The sequence below is a fragment of the Bacillus sp. KS1 genome (assembly GCF_020075515.1).
Taxonomy (GTDB): Bacteria; Bacillota; Bacilli; order Bacillales; family Bacillaceae; genus Bacillus; species Bacillus velezensis.
Window position 1 is genome coordinate 114,345 of the sequence record NZ_JACAWW010000014.1, and the last position, 21,221, is coordinate 135,565.

Here is a 21,221-nt window from a genome sequence, read left to right on the forward strand (position 1 = left end):
TGTATTTGTAAAAAAAGGATAGGAAATCAGTTTGCAGCACATTCGATGGAAACGTTCTCAAGCCTGATAAAAGCCCGATTTCCTTTATAATTTATCCTCAATAAGGAGGATTAGAGAGTATTTAGAAGCATACCAGAGGAAAATAAGACACAGGGATGTTTTTAAAGTAATGATACAAAATAAAAAGGGATTATGATGTTTGTTTGACTTATTACAAACGTGTTACGGTATTAAAGATTGCTTATTATGGAGGGAAAATATGAATTTGGATGAGAAACCAATTAAGATAAAAGTCGAAAATGTATCTAAGGTTTTCGGAAAACAGACAAAAAAAGCCATTCAGATGCTGTCCAGCGGAAAAAACAAAAAAGAGATCCTGAAAGCGACCGGATCAACCGTTGGTGTCAATCAAGCAAACTTTGATGTATATGATGGGGAGATATTTGTCATCATGGGTCTATCGGGGAGCGGTAAATCAACTTTAGTTCGGCTGTTAAACCGGCTTATTGAACCGACTGCCGGGAATATTTATATTGATGGTGACATGATAACAAATATGTCAAAAGACCAGCTCCGGGAAGTGCGCCGGAAAAAAATCAGCATGGTCTTTCAGAAATTTGCGCTGTTTCCGCACAGAACGATTCTTGAAAATACGGAATACGGTTTAGAGCTCCAAGGCGTCGACAAAAAAGAGCGTGAGCAAAAAGCGCTTGATTCGCTTAAACTTGTCGGTCTTGAAGGCTTTGAACACCAATTCCCTGATCAGCTCAGCGGAGGAATGCAGCAGCGTGTCGGACTTGCGCGCGCATTGACGAATGATCCTGACATTCTTCTGATGGATGAAGCTTTCAGTGCGCTTGATCCGCTGATCCGCAAAGACATGCAGGATGAGCTTTTAGACCTTCATGACTCTGTCGGCAAGACGATCATCTTCATCACGCATGATCTTGATGAAGCATTGCGCATCGGCGACAGAATCGTGCTGATGAAAGACGGTAACATCGTTCAGATCGGGACGCCTGAAGAAATTCTGATGAGCCCGTCCAATGAATACGTTGAGAAATTCGTTGAGGACGTTGATTTATCCAAAGTTCTGACAGCGGGTCACATCATGAAGCGCGCTGAAACCGTGCGGATTGACAAAGGGCCTCGTGTAGCGCTGCAGCTCATGAAGAATCTCGGTATTTCTTCTATTTACGCCGTTGATAAACAGAAACAGCTTCTCGGCGTCATTCACGCGGCGGATGCGAAAAAAGCGGTGGAATCCGACTTATCGCTTCAGGATATTCTAAATACTGAATTTACGACTGTAAACGAAAGCACGTACTTGACGGAAATTTTCGATGTCGTGTCTGATGCGAATATTCCGATCGCCGTCACGGACGATAAGGACCGCATGAAAGGCATTGTCGTAAAAGGCGCATTAATCGGCGCGCTTTCAGGAAATAACGATTATATAAATGTTGAAGATTCTGCTGAACAAGCTCAGGATTCTTCTGTTCAGGGGGTGAAGTAAATGGACAGATTGCCTAGAATTCCGTTAGCAGATATCGTTGATCGGTTTGTTGACTGGCTTACCATGACGTTCGGAGGTTTCTTTGACGGAATCTCAAACGGTTTGGCCGCTTTCGTAAACGCGATTGTGAGCGGTTTGGGTTTCATCCCGTCTATTTTATTGACTGTTATTTTTGCAGCTCTCGCTTGGTGGATCAGTACGAGAGGAATTGCACTTTTTACGTTAATCGGATTCCTTGTTATTGATTATTTGGGTTATTGGTCGCCGATGCTGCAAACGTTGGCGCTTGTCGTCACATCTGTTTTGATTTCCATTATTATCGGGGTTCCGATCGGCATTTGGGCGTCTCAGAAAGAAACGGTCCGCCGCATTGTCACACCGATTCTGGATTTAATGCAGACCATGCCGGCTTTCGTATATCTGCTGCCTGCCATTTTCTTCTTTAATATCGGGGTTGTGCCAGGCGTCGTGGCATCTGTTATTTTCGCGATGCCTCCGACGATCCGCATGACGGTTCTCGGTATTAAACAGGTTCCGGCTGATCTGATTGAAGCGACGGAAGCATTCGGTTCAACGACGTCTCAGCGTCTGTTCAAGGTCCAGCTTCCGCTTGCCACAAAAACAATTCTTGCCGGTATTAACCAAAGCATCATGCTTGCTTTGTCAATGGTCGTTATCGCGGCCATGGTCGGTGCGCCGGGCCTCGGTTCTGAAGTATACAGCGCCGTCACACAGTTGAAAACCGGTGTCGGAGTGGAAGCGGGTATCGCGATCGTTATCGTAGCGATTACACTCGACCGTATCACGCAAAACATTAAAGTGAAGAAGAAGAGCAGGGGGAATGCCTGATGCTTAAGAAAATCATCGGTGTCGGCGTTACCGCTGCGCTGGCTCTTTCTTTGGCTGCCTGCGGTTCGCAGACTGATGGTAAGGCAACGGCTGCGGACCAGGTGAACAAAACCATTATCGGTATTGATCCGGGATCGGGGATCATGGCCCTGACGGATGAGGCCGTGAAGGATTACGGATTGAAAGACTGGAATGTCGTCACGGCGTCAAGTGCTGCCATGACGGCGACATTGAAGAAATCATATGACCGGAAAAAGCCGATCATCGTAACGGGCTGGACGCCGCACTGGATGTTCTCCAGATACAAGCTGAAGTTCCTTGATGATCCGAAAAAAACGTATGGAACTGCCGAGCAGATTCATACGATTACTAGAACCGGCTTCAGTAAGGAACAGCCTAACGCGGCCAAAGTTCTCAGACAGTTCAAATGGACGCAGGACGATATGGGAGAAGTCATGATTGCCGTTGAGGAAGGCGAAAAGCCGGCCAAAGCCGCAGCTGAATATGTGAAAAAACACAAAGACCAAGTGGCTCAATGGACAAAAGGCGCCCATAAAGTCAAAGGGGATAAAATCAACCTGGCTTATGTGGCATGGGACAGTGAAATCGCAAGTACGAATGTAATCGGAAAAGTATTTCAAGACCTCGGCTATGACGTGAAACTGACGCAAGTGGAGGCAGGACCGATGTGGACTGCGATTGCGACAGGCAGCGCGGATGCGTCATTGTCTGCTTGGCTTCCGAATACCCATAAGGCATATGCGTCTAAATATAAAGGCAAATATGAAGATGTAGGAACGAGTCTGACAGGCGTCAAGATGGGTCTGGTCGTTCCTCAGTACATGAAAAATGTCAATTCAATTGAAGATCTGAAGAAGTAATGAAGAAAAGCAGCCCTGTAACGGGCTGCTTTTTTTATGCTTCAAACGATTTGAGGACGGCGGCCGTTAATATCTCAACGCCAGTAAAGATGGCGCTTCGGTCAAATGTCATTTGGGGATGGTGAAGTCCCGGCTCCAGACCGCATCCCAGGCCGAGCATCGTCGTTTTCAAGTTCGGCACCTTTAACCCGTAAAAATGAAAATCCTCTCCACCGGTTGTCACAAGAGGTTCATCCAGATGTTCTTCTCCGAGAATGCTGCTGATCGCAAATGCCATGATGGCTTCCGCCTCCTTGTTTCGCTCGGCTGCCGGGAGGCTGTGTTCTTTTTGCAGTTCGATTTTTGCGCCGAATGCGGCAGCCGCCGCCTCACAGGCTCTTTCGGTTTCGGCGGTTAATTTCTCCATGGCGGCATTGGTTTGTGCGCGGAGATCAAGGCTGAACGATGCTTTTCCCGGAATGATATTGGAACTCTCTCCGCCTGCCTGAAGCTTTGTCATCTTCACGGAATGCGGGATGCCGGGATCAAGATGAATGAAGCTGAGTTTTTGGACGAGAAGAGCGGCGATTTCGATACTGTTAAGGCCGAGATGCGGTCTCGCGCCGTGGGCTTCTTCTCCGATAATCAGTCCTTCTATATGCTGGCTTGACCCATGCAGAATGGACGGTGCGCATCGGCCGTTTGCCGTTTCCTGTACGGGGCGCACGTGCACGCCGTATAAGAAGTCAACATCATCCAGTACGCCTTTTTCAATCATTTTCAGCGCTCCGCCGCCTTTTTCTTCCGCCGGCTGAAAAATAAAGCGGATGGTGCCCTTCGGAAGTTTCGGCTGACTCTTTAAAAGCATCATCGTACCGAGCGCCATCGTCATATGTGAATCATGTCCGCATGAATGGTTCGCCTGAAACACACCGTCCACTTCCTGCCACAGCGCGTCAATATCCGCCCGGACAGCCACAACGGGCGAGCCTTCTCCGATTTCGCCGACAACCCCGGTACAATCATCAAACGTGCGGGTCCGGCAGCCGGCCTCTTTCAGTTTTTCAGTCAGATATTCAGTTGTTTGATATTCTTTCCAGCTTACTTCGGGATTGGCGTGCAGGTGGTCAAAAATGTCCATAATGACTTGCTTTTCATGCGCTGTGAGTCTGTTCATGCCGTAAGTCCTCCTTCAAAAGCTGTCTGTTTTTTATTTTTTGATATTGAAAACAGGCAATCGGTCTGTATATAATATAGCACATATCTGTATTTTCTGAATAGTTTATAAATTTAAAGCGGGATGGTGATGTTATGGCTGTGCCGAAGGCCGAACCTGTATTGAAAAAGAAGAAATTGTTTGTGATGCCTGATGCTTATGTGCTGCTGTTCATTGTCGCTTTACTATGCGCGATAGCGTCGTACATCGTTCCCGCGGGAGAATTTGACAGGGTGACAAAGGGCAGTGTGACGTCCGCCGTCCCGGGAAGCTATCATTCTTTAGACCAGTCTCCTGTCAGCCCGATCGCTTTTTTTACCGCGATTCAGGAAGGGATGACAAGTTCCGCGCCGATTATTTTTTTAATCCTGTTTACGGGCGGCACCATTGCGATTTTGGAGAAAACGGGCGCCATCAATGGATTGATCAGTAATGTCATCACTACGTTCCGCACAAAACAGCTGCTGTTTATTGCGATTGTCGGATCTCTGTTTTCGATCCTCGGCACAACCGGCATCGTCGTTAATTCCGTGATCGGTTTTATTCCGATCGGCCTGATCGTCGCCCGCTCGCTGAAATGGGACGCCGTGGCCGGAGCGGCCGTCATTTATATCGGCTGCTATGCCGGGTTTAACGCGACGATTTTATCACCTTCACCGCTCGGGTTATCACAAAGCATCGCGGAGCTGCCGCTGTTTTCCGGTATCGGCCTGCGGATTGCCGTCTACATTTGTTTTCTGTTATCATCTATTTTATATATTTATCGGTATACGAGAAAACTCAGAAAAGCAAAGGACGCCAGTCTGCTGGGGAACGATTGGTTTCCTGCGGCAGGTTCACTCCCGCAGGTTTCTGAGCCGGAGGACAAGCATGTCCCGTTTACCGTCCGCCATAAATTGATTCTGGCTGTCGCGGCTTTGTCGCTTGCAGGCTTTTTGTACGGCGCGCTTACTCTTGATTGGTCTGATTCAGAGATGGCCGCCGTGTTCATTTTTATCTCAATCGTGTCAGGCCTGATTGCGGGAATGGCGGCAAATGATATCGCAAAAACGTTTATTACAGGCTGTCAGGGGCTCGTTTACGGCGCGCTGATCGTCGGAATGGCGAGAAGCATTTCCGTTATCCTGGAACATGGAAAGCTGCTTGATACGGTAGTCAATGGACTTGCGTCACTGCTGCATGGTTTCAGCCCGATGGCAGGCGCCATCGGAATGTATATTTCCAGCGCCCTGCTTCATTTTCTGATTTCATCGGGCTCAGGGGAGGCGGTCGTATTTATTCCGATCTTGGCGCCGCTTGCCGATCTGATGGGTATCACGAGACAGGTCGCGGTTGAAGCGGTTATGCTTGGGGAAGGCGTCGTAAACTGTGTCAATCCGACTTCCGGCGTGCTGATGGCCGTACTGGCTGCCAGCGGCATTCCGTACGTAAAGTGGCTTCGCTTCATGATTCCGCTGGCGCTGATTTGGTTTGTCATCGGCCTTGTGTTTATCTGCATAGGCGTCCTGATCAATTGGGGTCCTTATTAACATTTTTGTCAATGATATTTCGGTTTATCATTATGAATCGGCAAGATATAATGGGAGTTGTAAGCCATTCTTAATAGTACGGGAGGAAGTCATGAATCAGCGTCGGAACAGACTTTCAAACGTGAATGGAAAGAGTGAGAGTGTGAAAGAGAAAGAACGAATGATTTGGTCAGAAGTCGGAATGCTTGTGGGCACACTGTCTTTGCTTGACATCATCGTACGCGGACTTGTTCTGAACTGTCCGTTTAGGGAATGGGCCGGAAGCTTGGCGGTTTTCTTCATTATAATTGTTTATTATTGTATCAGGGCGGGAGCGTCGGGAATGCTCATGCCGAGAATAGACACCAAAGAAGAACTGCAAAAGCGGGTGAAGCAGCAGCGGATAGATTCAATTGCGGTCACTTTTGCGGTAGCGGCGATTACGATGTACGACAGGGGGTTTCCCCATACATTCTTTGCTTGGCTGAAAATGATCTTTCTTTTTATCGTCTGCGGAGGCATTCTGTTTCTGCTTCGGTATGTCATTGTGAAGCTGTCTTACAGAAGAGCGATAAAAGAAATAAAAAAGAAATCATCTTGACAGGTGGTTTCTTTTTTTGTTTGAAAGCGGGAAGTCTTTTTAATTGATAGGAAGATAGATTTGAATTCACTCTGTCACGTTGCTTTGATAGAGAGAGTGTGATAAGTTGAAATGTAAGCGTTAACAGAATTCTCCAGTCTTCACAACAGTTGAAAGGAGCTGAAGAAAGAGTAAGAGGAATTTTTGACTCCGCAGTCAGTCTTCAAAAATGAAATAAGGAGTGTCAAAAATGTTTGAAAAACGATTCAAAACCTCTTTACTGCCGTTATTTGCCGGATTTTTATTGCTGTTTCATTTGGTTTTGTCAGGCCCGGCGGCTGCAAACGCTGAAACTGCAAACAAATCGAATGAGGTGGCCGCGTCATCGGTCAAAAATGGGACCATCCTTCATGCTTGGAATTGGTCGTTCAATACGTTAACACAAAATATGAAAGAGATTCGTGATGCGGGTTATGCAGCCATTCAGACGTCTCCGATTAACCAAGTAAAGGAAGGGAACCAAGGAGATAAAAGCATGAGGAACTGGTACTGGCTGTATCAGCCGACATCGTACCAAATCGGCAACCGTTACTTAGGCACTGAACAAGAATTTAAGGACATGTGTGCAGCCGCGGAAAAGTATGGCGTAAAAGTCATTGTTGATGCGGTTATCAATCATACCACCAGCGATTACGCTGCGATTTCTGACGAGATTAAGCGTATTCCAAACTGGACCCACGGGAACACACAAATTAAAAATTGGTCGGATCGATGGGACGTCACTCAAAATTCATTGCTTGGGCTGTATGATTGGAATACACAGAACACTGAGGTGCAGGCCTATCTGAAACGTTTCTTGGAAAGAGCATTGAATGACGGAGCAGACGGGTTCCGCTATGATGCCGCCAAGCATATAGAGCTTCCGGATGATGGGAATTACGGCAGCCAATTTTGGCCGAATATCACAAATACATCGGCGGAGTTCCAATACGGAGAAATCCTGCAAGACAGCGCATCCAGAGATACTGCTTATGCGAATTATATGAATGTGACGGCTTCTAACTACGGGCATTCCATCAGATCCGCTTTAAAGAATCGTAATCTGAGTGTGTCGAATATCTCCCATTATGCATCTGACGTGTCTGCGGACAAGTTAGTCACATGGGTGGAATCACATGATACGTATGCCAATGATGATGAAGAGTCCACATGGATGAGTGATGACGATATTCGTTTAGGCTGGGCAGTGATTGGTTCGCGCTCAGGAAGCACGCCTCTTTTCTTTTCCCGGCCTGAGGGCGGAGGAAATGGTGTCAGGTTCCCTGGAAAAAGTCAAATAGGCGATCGCGGGAGCGCCTTATTTAAAGATCAGGCGATCACTGCGGTCAATCAATTTCACAATGAAATGGCCGGGCAGCCCGAGGAACTCTCGAATCCGAATGGGAACAATCAAATATTTATGAATCAGCGCGGCTCAAAAGGCGTTGTGCTGGCAAATGCAGGATCGTCTTCTGTCACCGTCAATACTTCAACGAAATTACCTGACGGCAGGTATGATAATAGGGCCGGCGCCGGTTCATTTCAAGTAGCGAACGGCAAACTGACAGGTACGATCAATGCCAGATCCGCGGCTGTTCTTTATCCTGACGACATTGGAAATGCGCCTCATGTCTTTCTTGAGAATTACCAAACAGAGGCAGTCCATTCTTTCAATGATCTGCTGACGGTCACCCTGCGTGCAAATGCGAAAACAACAAAAGCCGTTTACCAAATCAATAATGGTCAGGAGACAGCATTTAAGGATGGAGACCGATTAACGATCGGGAAAGAAGATCCAATCGGCACGACATACAACATCAAATTAACCGGAACGAACGGCGAGGGTGCAGCGAGAACCCAAGAATACACGTTTGTCAAAAAAGACCCGGCCCAAACCAACATCATTGGCTATCAAAATCCGGATCATTGGGGCCAGGTAAATGCTTATATCTATAAACATGATGGAGGCAGGGCCATAGAATTAACCGGATCGTGGCCGGGGAAAGCCATGACCAAGAATGCAGATGGAATGTACACGCTGACGCTGCCTGAGAATGCGGATACGGCTAACGCCAAAGTGATTTTTAACAATGGCAGCGCCCAAGTGCCCGGCCAGAACCAGCCCGGCTTTGATTATGTGCAGAATGGTTTGTATAACAACTCCGGTTTGAATGGTTATCTTCCGCATTAATGAATAGAGACATCATCACATCAAACCCTTGCTTCTGTTAGGAAATCAATCACGCTGAAAAGATGACAACATCCTAAAACGGTTCCGTTTTAGGATGTTGTCAACAATCTGGAAACCATCACCGATATTTTTTTGTCCAAAAATCAAACTTTTCTCTTGCAAAAGTTTGTGAAGTATTGCACAATATAAATGTGAAATACTTCACAAGTTAAAAATAGACACCACGAAACACTGGAGGATGAGCATACATGATGAACGAACGAGTGAACAAAGTAGCATTAATCGGAGCAGGTTTTGTTGGAAGCAGTTATGCATTTGCGTTAATTAACCAAGGGATCACAGATGAGCTTGTGATCATTGATGTAAATAGAGAAAAAGCCATGGGAGATGTCATGGATTTAAATCACGGAAAGGCGTTTGCGCCTCATCCGGTCAAAACGTCTTACGGCACATATGAGGATTGCAAGGATGCCGATATCGTGTGCATCTGTGCAGGGGCCAATCAAAAACCGGGCGAAACGAGACTTGAGCTGGTCGAAAAAAATCTCGCCATTTTTAAAAGTATTGTCGGTGAAGTAATGGCAAGCGGATTTGACGGCATCTTCCTCGTTGCCACAAACCCGGTCGACATTCTCACTTATGCGACTTGGACATTCAGCGGCCTGCCGAAAGAACGCGTCATCGGCAGCGGCACGACACTGGATTCTGCGCGATTCCGTTATATGCTGAGCGAATACTTCGGAGCCGCTCCGCAAAACGTACACGCCCACATTATCGGCGAGCACGGCGATACCGAGCTTCCTGTATGGAGTCACGCCAATATCGGCGGAGTGCCGGTGCAGCAATTGCTGGAGAAAAATGCAGCTTACAAACAGGACGAGCTGGATCAGATCGTTGACGATGTGAAAAACGCGGCCTACCATATTATCGAGAAAAAAGGCGCGACATATTACGGAGTGGCGATGAGCCTCGCCCGCATCACAAAAGCGATTTTGCGTAATGAAAACAGCATTTTAACCGTCAGCACATATCTGGACGGCCAATACGGTGTAAACGACGTCTTTATCGGCGTTCCGGCCGTCGTCAATCGGAACGGCATCGCAGGTGTGACGGAACTTGAGCTGAATGAAACAGAACAGGCTCAATTCAGCCGCAGCGCAAACGTGCTGAAAGATATTCTCGCTCCGCATTTCGCTGGGTAAACAAAAAAGCAGTACATGACAAACGCCATGTACTGCTTTTTTTAATTCGCTTTTTTCGCCATTTCCTGAGAGGTTTTTACTCTCGCTTTTCCCATAAACAAAATGGTAACGGCCGCAATGACGATCGGCGCCAGCGCAAGCGTAAATACATATGTGATGCTTTGCGACATGGCGTCAATAATGCGATCCAGAATGTGCGGCGGAATTTGAGCGCGCGTGCCGGCCTGGAAAATCTCCTGCGGATTTCCGATGTTCTGCATCGCGCCGCCCGCTCCTTTCATGCCGCTGAATGAATCTGTGAGCTTATTGGTAAACACATTCGTCTGGATGGTTCCGAAAATCGTCACACCGAGCGTCATACCGAATGATCTCAAAAACGAGTTTGTTGAGTTGGCGCTTCCGCGGTAACGCGGCTCCAGATCGTTCATGGACGCGGCAGGCAGCAGTGAGAAGTTGAAGCCGACGCCGAATCCTGAGATCAGCATGAATACCGTCAGCATCATACGCGCCGTATCCGGTGTCATATTGGAAAGCAGCAGCATTCCGATAAAGAAAGCGACCACGGAAATCAGCATTAAATTGCGGAACCGCACTTTCGTCTGGAAAATTCCGCCGATCATACTTCCGATAACAGAACCGATCATCATCGGCGTCAAAATAAAGCCCGCGCTTGTCGCGGTGCTTCCGTACACAGCCTGAACGAAGATCGGGATAAACACCGCTAAAATGACGAACGTGGCTCCGTAAAGGAACGCCAGAATCTGTGCCGTGGCAAATAAACGGTTTTTAAACATCCAAAATGAGATAATCGGTTCTTCCGCTTTTCTTTCCACAATAAAAAAGGCGATAAAGAACACGGCGAACACAGCGAACAGACCGATGATCTGCACGGAGTTCCAATCATACGTTTTTCCGCCGAGCTCAAGAGCGAACATCAGACCGACAATGGAAACCACCAGCGTAATCGCGCCGGCCCAGTCGATTTTCTGCTTCCTGTGTTCAAGGGATTCTTTATAATAACGAAGAATGAAAAACAATGATAAAATACCGATCGGCACGTTGATGTAAAACACCCAGTGCCAGCTGATGGAGTCGGTAATGAGCGCGCCTAAAAGCGGCCCGAGAACGCTGGACAGGCCGAAAACGGCACCGAACATGCCCGACATTTTGCCGCGTTTTTCCGGCGGAAATAAATCAAAAATGATCGTGAAGGCGATCGGCATCAGCGCGCCTCCGCCAATTCCCTGAATGACGCGGTAAATAATGAGCTGATCCATTGTTTGGGCGATTCCGCATAATGCAGATCCGATTAAGAAAAGAATAAGACCGAATAAAAAGAAACGTTTGCGTCCGTACATATCGGACAGTTTTCCGTAAATCGGCATACCGGCCATAACGGCTACCATGTATGATGCCGTCACCCACGCGAACTTATCGAAACTTCCGAGGTCCGCCACGATATTTCCCATCGCAGTGGCAACGATTGTATTATCCATAGCCGACATTAAAATGCCCAGTAAAAGACCGATGACGACATACTTCGTCGAGGCGTCCTTCGCGGCTGTTTGTTCCATGCTTTTTCCTCCCATACTTACTTTTGATCATTAAATTTGCTATGATCATATTAGATTTGCCGAAAATTATCTTGATCGTCAAGATAAATTGATTTTATAGGGAGGCCTGTCAGTTGTCAACAAGAAATACCAGAAGCGAGACGGAGGAAACCGCGATACAGTTATTCCGGAAGATGGCCACAAGGACGATCCTGTTTCATCAGGCGGCCGCTCAATCTCTCGGTCTGTTTCCGACCGATTTGAAATCAGCTGATATCTTAAATGAAGCAGGCCCGATGACCGCAGGCGAGCTGGGGAAAAAAACCGGCCTCAGCACAGGTTCGGTAACGGCGCTCATTGACCGGCTCGAAAAAGCGGGATATGTCATGAGGAAAAAAGACCCCGAAGACAAACGTCGGGTGATCATCGTGCCGCTGACAGCCGGAAAAGCGAATGTGAAGCAATTGTTCAGCTCCTTATCCCAGTCCACGATCAGCCTTTGCCGACAATATAAAGAAGAAGAACTGCGGCTGATATTCGATTTTTTAGGAAAAGCGACGGACATGATGGAAGACGAGCTTGAGAAATTAAAATAATGTATCATAGCACGGCCCATTCATGAATAACTTGTACAAGTTGCATGAATGAGGGGGAAGCCAATGAACATTTTTTTAAGCTACATCGTTCTCGGGCTGTCATTGTCAGCACCTGTCGGACCGGTCAATGCGGCGCAAATTGACAAAGGCATCAAAAACGGCTTTTGGCATGCATGGATTTTCGGTCTTGGCGCCATGGCCGCGGACGGGCTGTATATGATTCTGATCTATTTCGGGCTGTCTCAATTTTTGACCGCTCCTTTTGTAAAAACGTTTTTGTGGCTCTTCGGTTTTTTTGTGCTGACCTATACGGGAGTCGAAACGTTAAAAAATATAAGGGAAGCCATGAATGTCAGAAGCGGAAAAGGAAAACCGGCTTTTTACAAAACATTCGGCGCGGGATTTTTTATTTCTCTTTCCAATCCGCTGAGCATTTTATTCTGGCTCGGCATATACGGCAGCATCCTCGCAAAAACCGCTGAATCCTTCGATGCGAACCAGCTTTTGATTTACAGCTCCGGCATTCTTCTCGGCATTTTGATCTGGGATTTCTGCATGGCGATCGCTGCGAGCACTTTCAGAAATCTCCTTCATGAAACAGCGCTTCGCTGGCTGACGGGAGCGGCGGGTGTGTCTTTGATCGTTTTCGGATTTTATTTCGGCTGGCAGGGGATTCAAATGCTCATCTCATAAATAGAAGGACTGTCACCCATCGCCTATCTCCGTCATAACGTATCATGACGATACTGGAGGTGGGCCGATGGCAAGCGGGCTGTACACAAAAAGTTGCCTTGAGGAAAAGTTATTGGATCTGCCAAATTGGCAGAGAATCGCTTTTGAGCTTCTATCAGAAAAAATAGGCGATAAAGCGGATACGTTTCCGTGCATTCCCGGACGTCAGGGATTTTTGACAGATCAGCTCCGGATATCCTTTGCGGGTGATCCCCGCGAAAACGGAACCCCGGAGGAAGTGGGGGTGCTGCTGTCCGAGTACGGAAAGATCTCAAGGGATACCGGAAGATACGCGTCGCTGCTTGTGATTTTTGATACGCCTGAGGATTTAGCTGAGCATTATTCCGTTGAGGCGTATGAAGAGCTGTTCTGGTCTTTTTTAAACCGGCTGAGCGGCTGCGACCCGAATGACTGGCCGGAAGACATGCCGGAAGACCCTGAACATTATAAATGGGAGTTTTGCTTTGACGGCGAGCCGTATTTTATTCTGTGCGCGACGCCTGCGCATGAAGCGAGACAAAGCAGAAGCTTCCCGTTTTTTATGCTGGCGTTTCAGCCGAGATGGGTTTTCGAAGGATTAAATGATTCAACCGCGTTCGGACGAAACATGAGCCGGCTGATCAGAAAACGCTTAGAGGCGTATGATGAAGCCCCTCTTCATCCCCGATTGGGGTGGTACGGAGGAAAAGACAATTTAGAATGGAAGCAATATTTCCTCCGTGATGATGAGACGCAAGTGTCAAAGTGTCCCTTTTCTTATTTGAAAAGACTGTTTAAACCGACGAAATAAGCTATGATCCGGCAGGGCTGTGTCCCTGCTTTTTTTGTACGATCCATGTCACGATCGCAATGACGGCGAGAAAACAAAGGCTGACCAGAAAACCGGGCCGGCTCGATTTCTCAAACAGCGTCCCGGAGACGGCCGCGACAATCAGCACAAGGGCGATAAAAATCTGTGCGGTTCCCATCTTTGTCGTTTCGAGCAGTTTCTTGCCCGAGAACAAAATGAACAGCCACGTATAAAGAAGCATCAGACCCGCCGCGGTTGTCATGTGTTCATATATATTTTTCGGCAGCACCAATGACAGGATGATGGAGACGATGAGTCCGGCAAACGTCAATCCGAGCGCAGGCCAGCAGATTTTTTTGTTTTCCTTTAACCTGAAGCATTTCGGCGCATCCCCGTCATCGGCCATTGTACAAAGCAATGTCGTCACGGCAAACAGCGAGGCGACGAGTGTGGAAAATCCCGCAATAATAAAAATCCCGTTAAAAATATCAAGAATGATATCTAAATGAAAACCCTTCAGCGATGTAATAAACGGGCTGTCCTGCTCGGTGAATTTGCCCAGCGGCACTAACAGCAGCGCCAGGCCGAGAGAAATGACGTAAATCACCGCAAGTACGGCAAGCATCAGCCGGCCTGATTTTGAGGCTTCCTCCGGTTTTTTCAAGTGTACGGTCATCAGCCCCAAGACTTCAATTCCTCCGAAGGCGTAAAACGCATAAATCAGTCCCGTCCATAACCCCATCGCTCCGTGCGGGAACAAATCCTTTGATTCGTTCGGCACCTGCACATCCGGTTTATGAGAAAATATACCGCACAGCGCCAATATGGCGATGACGATAAACATAAAAATCGCCGCCGTCTTGACAACAGCGAGCACATTTTCCGTTTTTTGAAAAACGGACAGCCCCGTAAATATAATCAAGAGACCGAGCACCGCATAGATGGAGGCGAAAATCCACAGCGGCACATTCGGAAACCAATGCTTCGTAAACAGCGAGATCGCTGTCAGCTGGCTTCCCGTGATCAGCATCTCGGACGACCAGTACACCCATCCGTTGCTGAAACCGGCCCAATTGCCGAAAGCCTTTCTCGCATAAGCGCAAAAAGACCCCTTTTCGGGCTGTTTAGCCGAAAGCTTCGCGAGCTGTTCAAAGACAAAATAGGTGCCAAGCCCGGCAATAAGAAATGAGATCAGCGCGGAATATCCGCTTTTGACAATAGCGATGCTGGACCCGAGAAAAAATCCTGTCCCGATTGTGCAGCCGACGCCGATTAAGGAGAGCTGCCACCAAGCGAGATTCCCTTTAGGCTGGTCCTGTGATTTACCCATGAAGTTCAACCCCTTTATCAAAGCTTAGATTGCGGCCGTCAGAAGGGGAATATACATCCAATAAATTGCTTTACATGAAACAAACGGCCGGAGTTCATAATAGAAGAAAAAAAGGAGCAGTCTGATGACACAGCAATTTATCGTACCTCCGAAAAAAGGGCTCGGCCTGAAGGTTCACAAAGGGCAGATTATAAAAGTAGTCGATGTGGAAGGGCAGCAGGTGGCTGATTTTACGGCGTATCATGCCAAGGACTTCTATGAACATCTTGATCAGGGCGCGACGATTGATGCCAACCAGTCCATTCATGTAAAAACGGGTGATCATATTTATTCGAATTTATACAAGCCGATGCTGACGCTGATTGAGGATACAGTCGGCAAGCATGACCTGCTGCTTCCCGCCTGCCGTCCGGATATGAACAGGCTTTTATACGGAAAGCATAAAGATGAGCTCCAGGATACGTGCTATGACAATATGAGCGGAGCGCTTGAACCATTCGGGGTGCCGCGGCCGCATATGCATTACCCATTCGCCATTTTTATGAACACGGTGCTCGATGAGAAAGGGAACTTATCAGTCGAAACGCCTCTATCTGACGCGGGTGATTATGTACGGCTCCGTGCGGAAATGGATCTCGTCGTGGCGTTTTCATCCTGTCCGATCGAAAAAGGAAAATGCAACGGAGACAGCATCACGGCGCTGCGGGTGGAAATCAGCTGATCCCGGTGTATTTGATTCACTTAAAATCTGCACCTGTGCTATATTTAACAGAGAGTCGTACATAGTGGCATGATTCATTTTCAGCATGAACGGGAAATGGATTATAAAGAAACAATGCAGGAGGAGTGATTGGGATGAGCATCCAGAAACAAATTATGAATGATCTCCATGTAAAGCCCTCAATTGATCCGAAACAAGAAATTGAGGACAGAGTGAACTTTCTGAAACAATATTTGAAAAAAACAGGTGCCAAAGGCTTTGTGCTCGGCATCAGCGGGGGGCAGGATTCCACGCTTGCGGGACGCCTCGCCCAATTGGCGGCGGAGAGCATCAGAGAAGAAGGCGGAAATGCGGAATTTATCGCCGTCCGGCTTCCGCACGGCACACAGCAGGATGAGGATGACGCCCAATTGGCGCTCAAATTCATTAAACCTGATAAATCATGGACATTTGATATTAAGTCCGCTGTCAGCGCGTTCGCTGATCAGTACAAAAAAGACACGGGCGATCAGCTGTCTGACTTTAACAAAGGAAATGTAAAGGCCAGAATGAGAATGATCGCTCAATATGCCATCGGCGGACAAGAGGGGCTGCTTGTCATCGGAACCGACCATGCGGCCGAGGCGGTGACCGGTTTCTTTACGAAATACGGTGACGGCGGAGCTGATCTGCTGCCGCTGACCGGATTAACGAAACGACAGGGCAGACGTTTATTAGAAGAGCTCGGTGCGCCGGAGCGCCTGTATTTGAAATTACCGACGGCCGATCTGCTTGATGAAAAACCGCAGCAGACTGATGAGACCGAACTCGGCATCACATACAATGACATTGATGATTATTTAGAAGGCAAGGACGTATCTTCCGAAGTGATTGAGGCGCTGGAAAAACGCTACCTCAGTACGGAGCACAAGCGCCAGGTGCCGGCATCGATGTTTGATGATTGGTGGAAATAGAATGAAAAAAACCTCCCTTTTGAAAGGGAGGTTTTTTGTTTATCTCATTTTTATTTATCTACACTTTCATAAATCCCTACCCAATACCCTTTACTGCTGTCATAGTATTTGCTTTTGAAAATCCACTTTGTTCCATCTAAAACGAAAGAAGCAGCGAAGTTGCCGTTAGGGCTTTGAACGAGCTTGATGGCATTAATGCCGGCATCTGCTTTCGTTGAGATTGGGCTGTTTTCCGCAGATGAAGATGCTGTTGGTGATGCGGCAAAGGCAGGAGCGGCAGACATCAGTAAGGCAAGAGACAGCGCAGAACCGGTTAACACTTTTTTGAATTTCATTTCGAGCACTCCCTTTTCAAATGAAATGTATTACAGTGTTAATAATTAGATGATTATCCATAAAATTCCTTCTGTGTTTCTAAAATTTTTTTCTTAATTTGAAAAAACATCCCCTCTGAAGGGATGTTTTTTATTTCTTAAAGCAGTGCCTGATCTCATTCAGAGATTCTTTCATATGCGCTTCAGCATGATGACCGAAGTATTCGAGTGACACAAATCCGCCGTATTGCCTGTTCAACAGTTCTTTCAGAAAGGGTTCCTGCCGTAAATCGCCTTGCAGAACAGACACCGGCTTGCTGAGATACCAGTTGTCAAAATTCCAGTGATAGTTTTTCAGATGAATGTGGCTGACGGTATGATACAGTTTTTCTAAAGCGGACATTTGGTCAACGTGATTAACGTGTAGGTTGGAGCCGTCAAAAATGGTGCGGACCCGCGGATGTCCGACATCCTCCAAAAATGCCAGCGCCGCCTCCGGTGTATCCGCGTACGTATCGTAATGAATCTCAAGCCCGATATCGACTTCATAGTCATCTGCGAGCCGTGCCGCCTGCTGAAATTGATCAACCGCACGCTGCCACTTTTCCGGTGATGTCCGATGCGAAGGAAGATTGCCGGCAAAGACTCTGATCAAGGGACTGCGCAGCTGTCGTGCCGCGCTTAATGCCCTTTGAACATCTTTTAACGCCTGCCTTTCATCCTGAGTGGCGAAGTCAGTGTACAAACTGACGGCAGGCACCCCGATACCTTCCTCCTGAAGCTGCTGATCAAGCCTGTCGAGGGGGCCGATTTCCTCTATATATTGTTTAGCGTGTCCGTACCACAGTTCGATTCCCTCAAAGGAGTGCTCCTTCGCGAAAGAAATGACGTCGAAAATATGCTTTTTTTTAAATCCTGTCGTGCAAAAACTCAGTTTCATCGGTAATCCTCCCGTAACTGTCTATCATATGTGTACTTTTTCCCCGGGTGCGATACGGATAAACAGGTGAAAAGGGCAGACACTTTTTTATAAGCGGGGTGTGTCTGCATCAGGTCAGTGCGGCACACAAATTGTTTAGCGCTTTTTTGCGTCAAAGTATTAAATAATTGACCGAAGTGTTGTACAATTAATTTCATTCGAGTAAGGGGGAGAAGCCATTGAAAAATGAAACGGAGCTGACGGACTTCAGTCCCGTCCGCAATAAACCGACTCGCGCTCGTTATGTGATACTGATTCTTTTGTTTTTTATCACTGCGATTAATTATATAGACCGTGCCAGTGTATCCATCGCCGCCCCGTCCATTCAGACATCGCTGAACATAAGCCCCGCGCTTTTGGGCGTCGTCTTTTCCGCATTCAGCTGGACTTATACGGGAATGCAGATTCCCGGCGGGCTCATTTTGGACAAATTCGGGTCAAAACGGACGTACGGCGTTTCTTTATTGATCTGGTCGGTTTTCACCGGAGTGCAGACTTTTGCGGCCAGTTTCGGATTTTTATTCGGCTGCCGCCTGATTATCGGGCTGGCTGAATCGCCTGCGTTTCCGGCAAACAACCGGATTGTCACGACATGGTTTCCAAGGCGGGAACGCGCTTTTGCGACGGGTGCTTATACGGCGGGGGAATATGTGGGGCTGGCGTTCGCCACACCGGTTTTATTCTGGGTGTTAACGGCATTTGACTGGCGCGCCGTCTTTATTTCCTCAGGGGTGCTCGGGCTTGTTTTCTCCATTTTCTGGTTCAAAATGTATCACGAGCCGAATCGGTCCCGGAAAGTGAACCGGGAAGAGCTTGATTATATTAGAGAAGGCGGCGGACTGACAGAGGTGTCAGAATCAGCCGGCAGGATCACGTGGCCGGATTTCGTCCAGCTTCTCAAATACCGCAAGCTTGTCGGCTTGTATATCGGCCAGTTCGCCGTAGCCTCCACGCTGTTCTTCTTTTTGACATGGTTTCCGACTTATCTGGCGGAGGCAAAGCACATGGCTTTCTTAAAAGTCGGCTTCGCCGCATCAATTCCGTATATCGCCGCCTTTTTCGGTGTATTGTTCGGCGGATATTGGTCTGACGGAATGATGAAACGGGGCGTGTCGGTGAACGTTGCCCGGAAAACGCCCGTCATCCTCGGTCTTCTGCTGACAGGCTCCATCGTGCTCGCGAATGTTACGGATTCTGCTCCTGCGGTTTTGACGATCTTATCCATTGCTTCTTTTGCGCAGGGCATGTCCAATATATCCTGGACGATGCTGAGTGAGGTGGCGCCAAGCGAGACAATCGGATTGGCTGGAGGCGTGTTTAACTTTTTCGCCAATATGGCCGGTATTATCACCCCGCTTATCATCGGGTTTATCGTTTCTGCGACCGGTTCATATAACGGAGCGATTCTGTTTGTCGGCGCTGTCGCATTTATCGGGGCATTTTCTTATATTTTCATTGTCGGAAAGGTGGAACGCATTACGCTCCGATAGAAAGAAAAAACTCATCTCTTCTTAATAAAGGATGGGTTTTCTTTCATTGCATTATCTCTATATTTCAATATTGAGTTATCATATAATAAACATAACTTTTTCATTTCTTAGGAGGATTTCGCCGAAGATGAACGCAAAACGTGCCATTCCCGTAAGAGAAAGAAATATCGTACTGATCGGATTCATGGGTGTCGGAAAGACAACAATCGGCCAGCTGGTCGCTAAGAAATTATACAGAGACTTCATTGATATTGATCTGCAGATTGAGAAAGATTTCAATATGTCCATCCCGGAAATGTTTGAGAAAAAAGGTGAAGCCTTTTTCCGTCAGACCGAAAAGGATTATATATTAGATATCTGCCGCAATACGAAATTCAAAATTGTGTCGCTTGGGGGCGGTTCGTTTAAACAAGAGGAAATCAGACAGTGCTGCCTTGAAAACTGTCTCGTGCTCCATCTTGATCTATCATGGGAGAATTGGAAGCAGCGGGCTGATCTGCTGATTGAAAGCCGTCCCGTTCTGCATAACCGTTCCATGGATGAAATGCAGCAGCTCTTTAACGAGCGCCAAAGCATCTATGATAAACATAATTCAAAAGTGGCGACGGATAATCTGGAACCAGAAGAAATAGCCGATTATATCGTAGAAACGTTAAAAATCGGCTGGGACCTGTATCAGCCGATGTAAAAAGATCCGTGACGCTGTGAGCGCACGGCTTTTTTGTTTTTAAACAAACGTTTATTAAAATGTTTAGAAAATGAGTGTAAAATCGTGTTAAGATAGAGTCAGAAAATTAAATCTTATAAAACAAAGGAGAATAATCGGATATGCAATTATACGACTTGCCGCTCGACCAACTGCAAACCTATAAACCAAATAAAACCGCTCCTCATGACTTTTCGGATTTTTGGGCATCATCATTACATGAGCTTGCAAAGGAAGAGGCAAAGCCTGAATTGAGGGCTGAAAGCTACCCGGCTGACGGCGTGAAAGTATTCCGGCTGACATACCGAAGCTTCGGCAAGGCGGAAATTGAGGGATGGTACGCCGTTCCCGACCGGCAAGGACCGCATCCGGCCATCGTGAAATATCACGGCTATAACGCGAGCTATGACGGGGATATACATGACATCGTAAATTGGGCGCTACACGGATATGCCGCATTCGGCATGCTTGTCCGCGGTCAGCACAGCAGCACAGATACAAGCGTCTCACCGCACGGACACGTTCCCGGCTGGATGACAAAAGGGATTTTAGATAAAGATACATATTATTACCGCGGCGTGTACTTAGATGCCGTCCGGGCTTTGGAAGTCATCAGCAGCTTTGATGAAGTGGATGAAACGAGGATCGCCGTCATCGGCGGGAGCCAGGGAGGCGGCCTTTCAATCGCCGCGGCGGCACTATCTGACATTCCGAGAGCGGTTGCGGCCGATTATCCTTATTTAAGCAATTTTGAGCGGGCCATTGATGTCGCTCTTGATGAGCCGTATCTTGAGATTAACTCCTTTTTCAGAAAGAACGGCAGCCCTGAAACGGAGAAGGCCGCGATGAATACACTGGCCTATTTTGATATCATGAATCTGGCGGACCGCGTAAAAGTTCCGGTGCTCATGTCCATCGGGCTGATTGACCGCGTGACTCCGCCGTCGACGGTGTTTGCCGCTTACAATCATCTGGAAACGGAAAAAGAATTGAAGGTTTACCGGTATTTCGGACATGAATACATACCTTCTTTCCATACGGAAAAGCTGGCCTTTCTGAAAGCGCATCTGAAAGGCTGACGATAGCGAAAAGCCCA

20 protein-coding genes are annotated in these 21,221 nt (G+C 47.5%); 15 read left to right on the plus strand and 5 right to left on the minus strand.

The genetic code is table 11. The annotated features are described in order from the left end of the window. The first annotated feature begins 259 nt into the window (after nt 1-259). From opuAA to HWY38_RS07265, 3 genes are read left to right on the plus strand one after another with little or no spacing between them, the layout of a single operon-like run. Nucleotides 260-1,516, plus strand: a complete 1,257-nt coding sequence (gene opuAA / locus HWY38_RS07255; RefSeq protein ID WP_015416756.1) for a glycine/proline betaine ABC transporter ATP-binding protein OpuAA — start codon at nt 260-262, stop codon at nt 1,514-1,516. Then, nucleotides 1,517-2,365: a glycine/proline betaine ABC transporter permease subunit OpuAB gene (opuAB, locus tag HWY38_RS07260; protein WP_003156639.1), complete on the plus strand. Its 849-nt coding sequence runs from the start codon at nt 1,517-1,519 to the stop codon at nt 2,363-2,365. Continuing rightward, nucleotides 2,365-3,246 carry a glycine betaine ABC transporter substrate-binding protein gene (locus HWY38_RS07265; protein ID WP_224181555.1) on the plus strand — a complete coding sequence of 294 codons (882 nt, stop codon included), beginning with the start codon at nt 2,365-2,367 and terminating at the stop codon, nt 3,244-3,246. Before opuAB ends, HWY38_RS07265 begins: the two co-directional genes overlap by 1 nt. A 34-nt stretch (nt 3,247-3,280) precedes the next feature. Here HWY38_RS07265 and HWY38_RS07270 read toward each other — a convergent pair whose 3' ends face one another. Then, on the minus strand, nt 3,281-4,402 hold the full coding sequence (locus tag HWY38_RS07270) for a M20 peptidase aminoacylase family protein (RefSeq protein ID WP_072588771.1): 1,122 nt from the start codon (nt 4,400-4,402) through the stop codon (nt 3,281-3,283). A gap of 134 nt (nt 4,403-4,536) precedes the next feature. Between HWY38_RS07270 and HWY38_RS07275 the strand changes: the two genes are divergently transcribed. The 4 genes from HWY38_RS07275 to HWY38_RS07290 all read left to right on the plus strand — a co-directional run bounded on the left by HWY38_RS07275 (nt 4,537) and on the right by HWY38_RS07290 (nt 9,961). Beyond that, a complete protein-coding gene (locus tag HWY38_RS07275; RefSeq protein ID WP_130571642.1) occupies nt 4,537-5,970 on the plus strand; it encodes a YfcC family protein in 1,434 nt (477 codons plus the stop codon). A 91-nt stretch (nt 5,971-6,061) separates the two neighbouring features. Next, on the plus strand, nt 6,062-6,550 hold the full coding sequence (locus tag HWY38_RS07280) for a DUF6773 family protein (RefSeq protein ID WP_015416759.1): 489 nt from the start codon (nt 6,062-6,064) through the stop codon (nt 6,548-6,550). A 229-nt stretch (nt 6,551-6,779) separates the two neighbouring features. Then, nucleotides 6,780-8,759: an alpha-amylase gene (amyE, locus tag HWY38_RS07285; protein WP_224181556.1), complete on the plus strand. Its 1,980-nt coding sequence runs from the start codon at nt 6,780-6,782 to the stop codon at nt 8,757-8,759. 248 nt (nt 8,760-9,007) lie between these two features. After that, on the plus strand, nt 9,008-9,961 hold the full coding sequence (locus HWY38_RS07290; RefSeq protein WP_007609256.1) for an L-lactate dehydrogenase: 954 nt from the start codon (nt 9,008-9,010) through the stop codon (nt 9,959-9,961). 41 nt (nt 9,962-10,002) lie between these two features. Here HWY38_RS07290 and HWY38_RS07295 read toward each other — a convergent pair whose 3' ends face one another. Then, nucleotides 10,003-11,535, minus strand: a complete 1,533-nt coding sequence (locus tag HWY38_RS07295) for an MDR family MFS transporter (RefSeq protein ID WP_224181557.1) — start codon at nt 11,533-11,535, stop codon at nt 10,003-10,005. A 113-nt stretch (nt 11,536-11,648) separates the two neighbouring features. On the opposite strand from HWY38_RS07295, the gene HWY38_RS07300 reads away from it, so the two are divergent. The 3 genes from HWY38_RS07300 (at nt 11,649) to HWY38_RS07310 (ending at nt 13,632) form a co-directional block, all read left to right on the plus strand. Continuing rightward, nucleotides 11,649-12,110 (plus strand): MarR family transcriptional regulator, encoded by a 462-nt coding sequence (locus HWY38_RS07300; protein WP_003156626.1) that lies wholly within the window; start codon nt 11,649-11,651, stop codon nt 12,108-12,110. A 63-nt stretch (nt 12,111-12,173) separates the two neighbouring features. Further along, the gene (locus tag HWY38_RS07305; RefSeq protein ID WP_043021494.1) at nt 12,174-12,803 is read left to right on the plus strand and encodes a LysE family translocator; all 630 of its coding nucleotides are present in this window, start codon (nt 12,174-12,176) and stop codon (nt 12,801-12,803) included. A gap of 67 nt (nt 12,804-12,870) precedes the next feature. Further along, nucleotides 12,871-13,632: a YqcI/YcgG family protein gene (locus HWY38_RS07310; protein ID WP_224181558.1), complete on the plus strand. Its 762-nt coding sequence runs from the start codon at nt 12,871-12,873 to the stop codon at nt 13,630-13,632. 1 nt (nt 13,633) lies between these two features. Here the strand turns inward: HWY38_RS07310 and HWY38_RS07315 are convergent, their stop codons facing one another. Continuing rightward, entirely contained in the window at nt 13,634-14,962 is a 1,329-nt protein-coding gene (locus HWY38_RS07315; protein ID WP_044802731.1) for an amino acid permease, read from the minus strand. Between the two features lie 124 nt (nt 14,963-15,086). Here HWY38_RS07315 and HWY38_RS07320 point away from each other — a divergent pair, with 124 nt between their 5' ends. After that, the gene (locus HWY38_RS07320) at nt 15,087-15,683 is read left to right on the plus strand and encodes a DUF1989 domain-containing protein (RefSeq protein WP_011996295.1); all 597 of its coding nucleotides are present in this window, start codon (nt 15,087-15,089) and stop codon (nt 15,681-15,683) included. A gap of 134 nt (nt 15,684-15,817) precedes the next feature. After that, on the plus strand, nt 15,818-16,636 hold the full coding sequence (nadE, locus tag HWY38_RS07325) for an ammonia-dependent NAD(+) synthetase (protein ID WP_007409061.1): 819 nt from the start codon (nt 15,818-15,820) through the stop codon (nt 16,634-16,636). Nucleotides 16,637-16,686: 50 nt separating this feature from the next. Here nadE and HWY38_RS07330 read toward each other — a convergent pair whose 3' ends face one another. Continuing rightward, nucleotides 16,687-16,971 (minus strand): antimicrobial peptide LCI, encoded by a 285-nt coding sequence (locus tag HWY38_RS07330; RefSeq protein WP_151295792.1) that lies wholly within the window; start codon nt 16,969-16,971, stop codon nt 16,687-16,689. Nucleotides 16,972-17,101: 130 nt separating this feature from the next. Continuing rightward, a complete protein-coding gene (locus tag HWY38_RS07335) occupies nt 17,102-17,890 on the minus strand; it encodes a sugar phosphate isomerase/epimerase family protein (protein WP_224181559.1) in 789 nt (262 codons plus the stop codon). Nucleotides 17,891-18,108: 218 nt separating this feature from the next. On the opposite strand from HWY38_RS07335, the gene HWY38_RS07340 reads away from it, so the two are divergent. The 3 genes from HWY38_RS07340 to cah all read left to right on the plus strand — a co-directional run bounded on the left by HWY38_RS07340 (nt 18,109) and on the right by cah (nt 21,204). Beyond that, complete coding sequence (locus HWY38_RS07340) at nt 18,109-19,419, plus strand: MFS transporter (RefSeq protein WP_224181560.1); 1,311 nt, start codon at nt 18,109-18,111, stop codon at nt 19,417-19,419. Nucleotides 19,420-19,546: 127 nt separating this feature from the next. Beyond that, entirely contained in the window at nt 19,547-20,107 is a 561-nt protein-coding gene (locus HWY38_RS07345; protein WP_003156609.1) for a shikimate kinase, read from the plus strand. Nucleotides 20,108-20,247: 140 nt separating this feature from the next. Then, nucleotides 20,248-21,204 (plus strand): cephalosporin C deacetylase, encoded by a 957-nt coding sequence (gene cah / locus HWY38_RS07350; RefSeq protein WP_224181561.1) that lies wholly within the window; start codon nt 20,248-20,250, stop codon nt 21,202-21,204. The last annotated feature ends 17 nt before the right edge of the window (nt 21,205-21,221 follow it).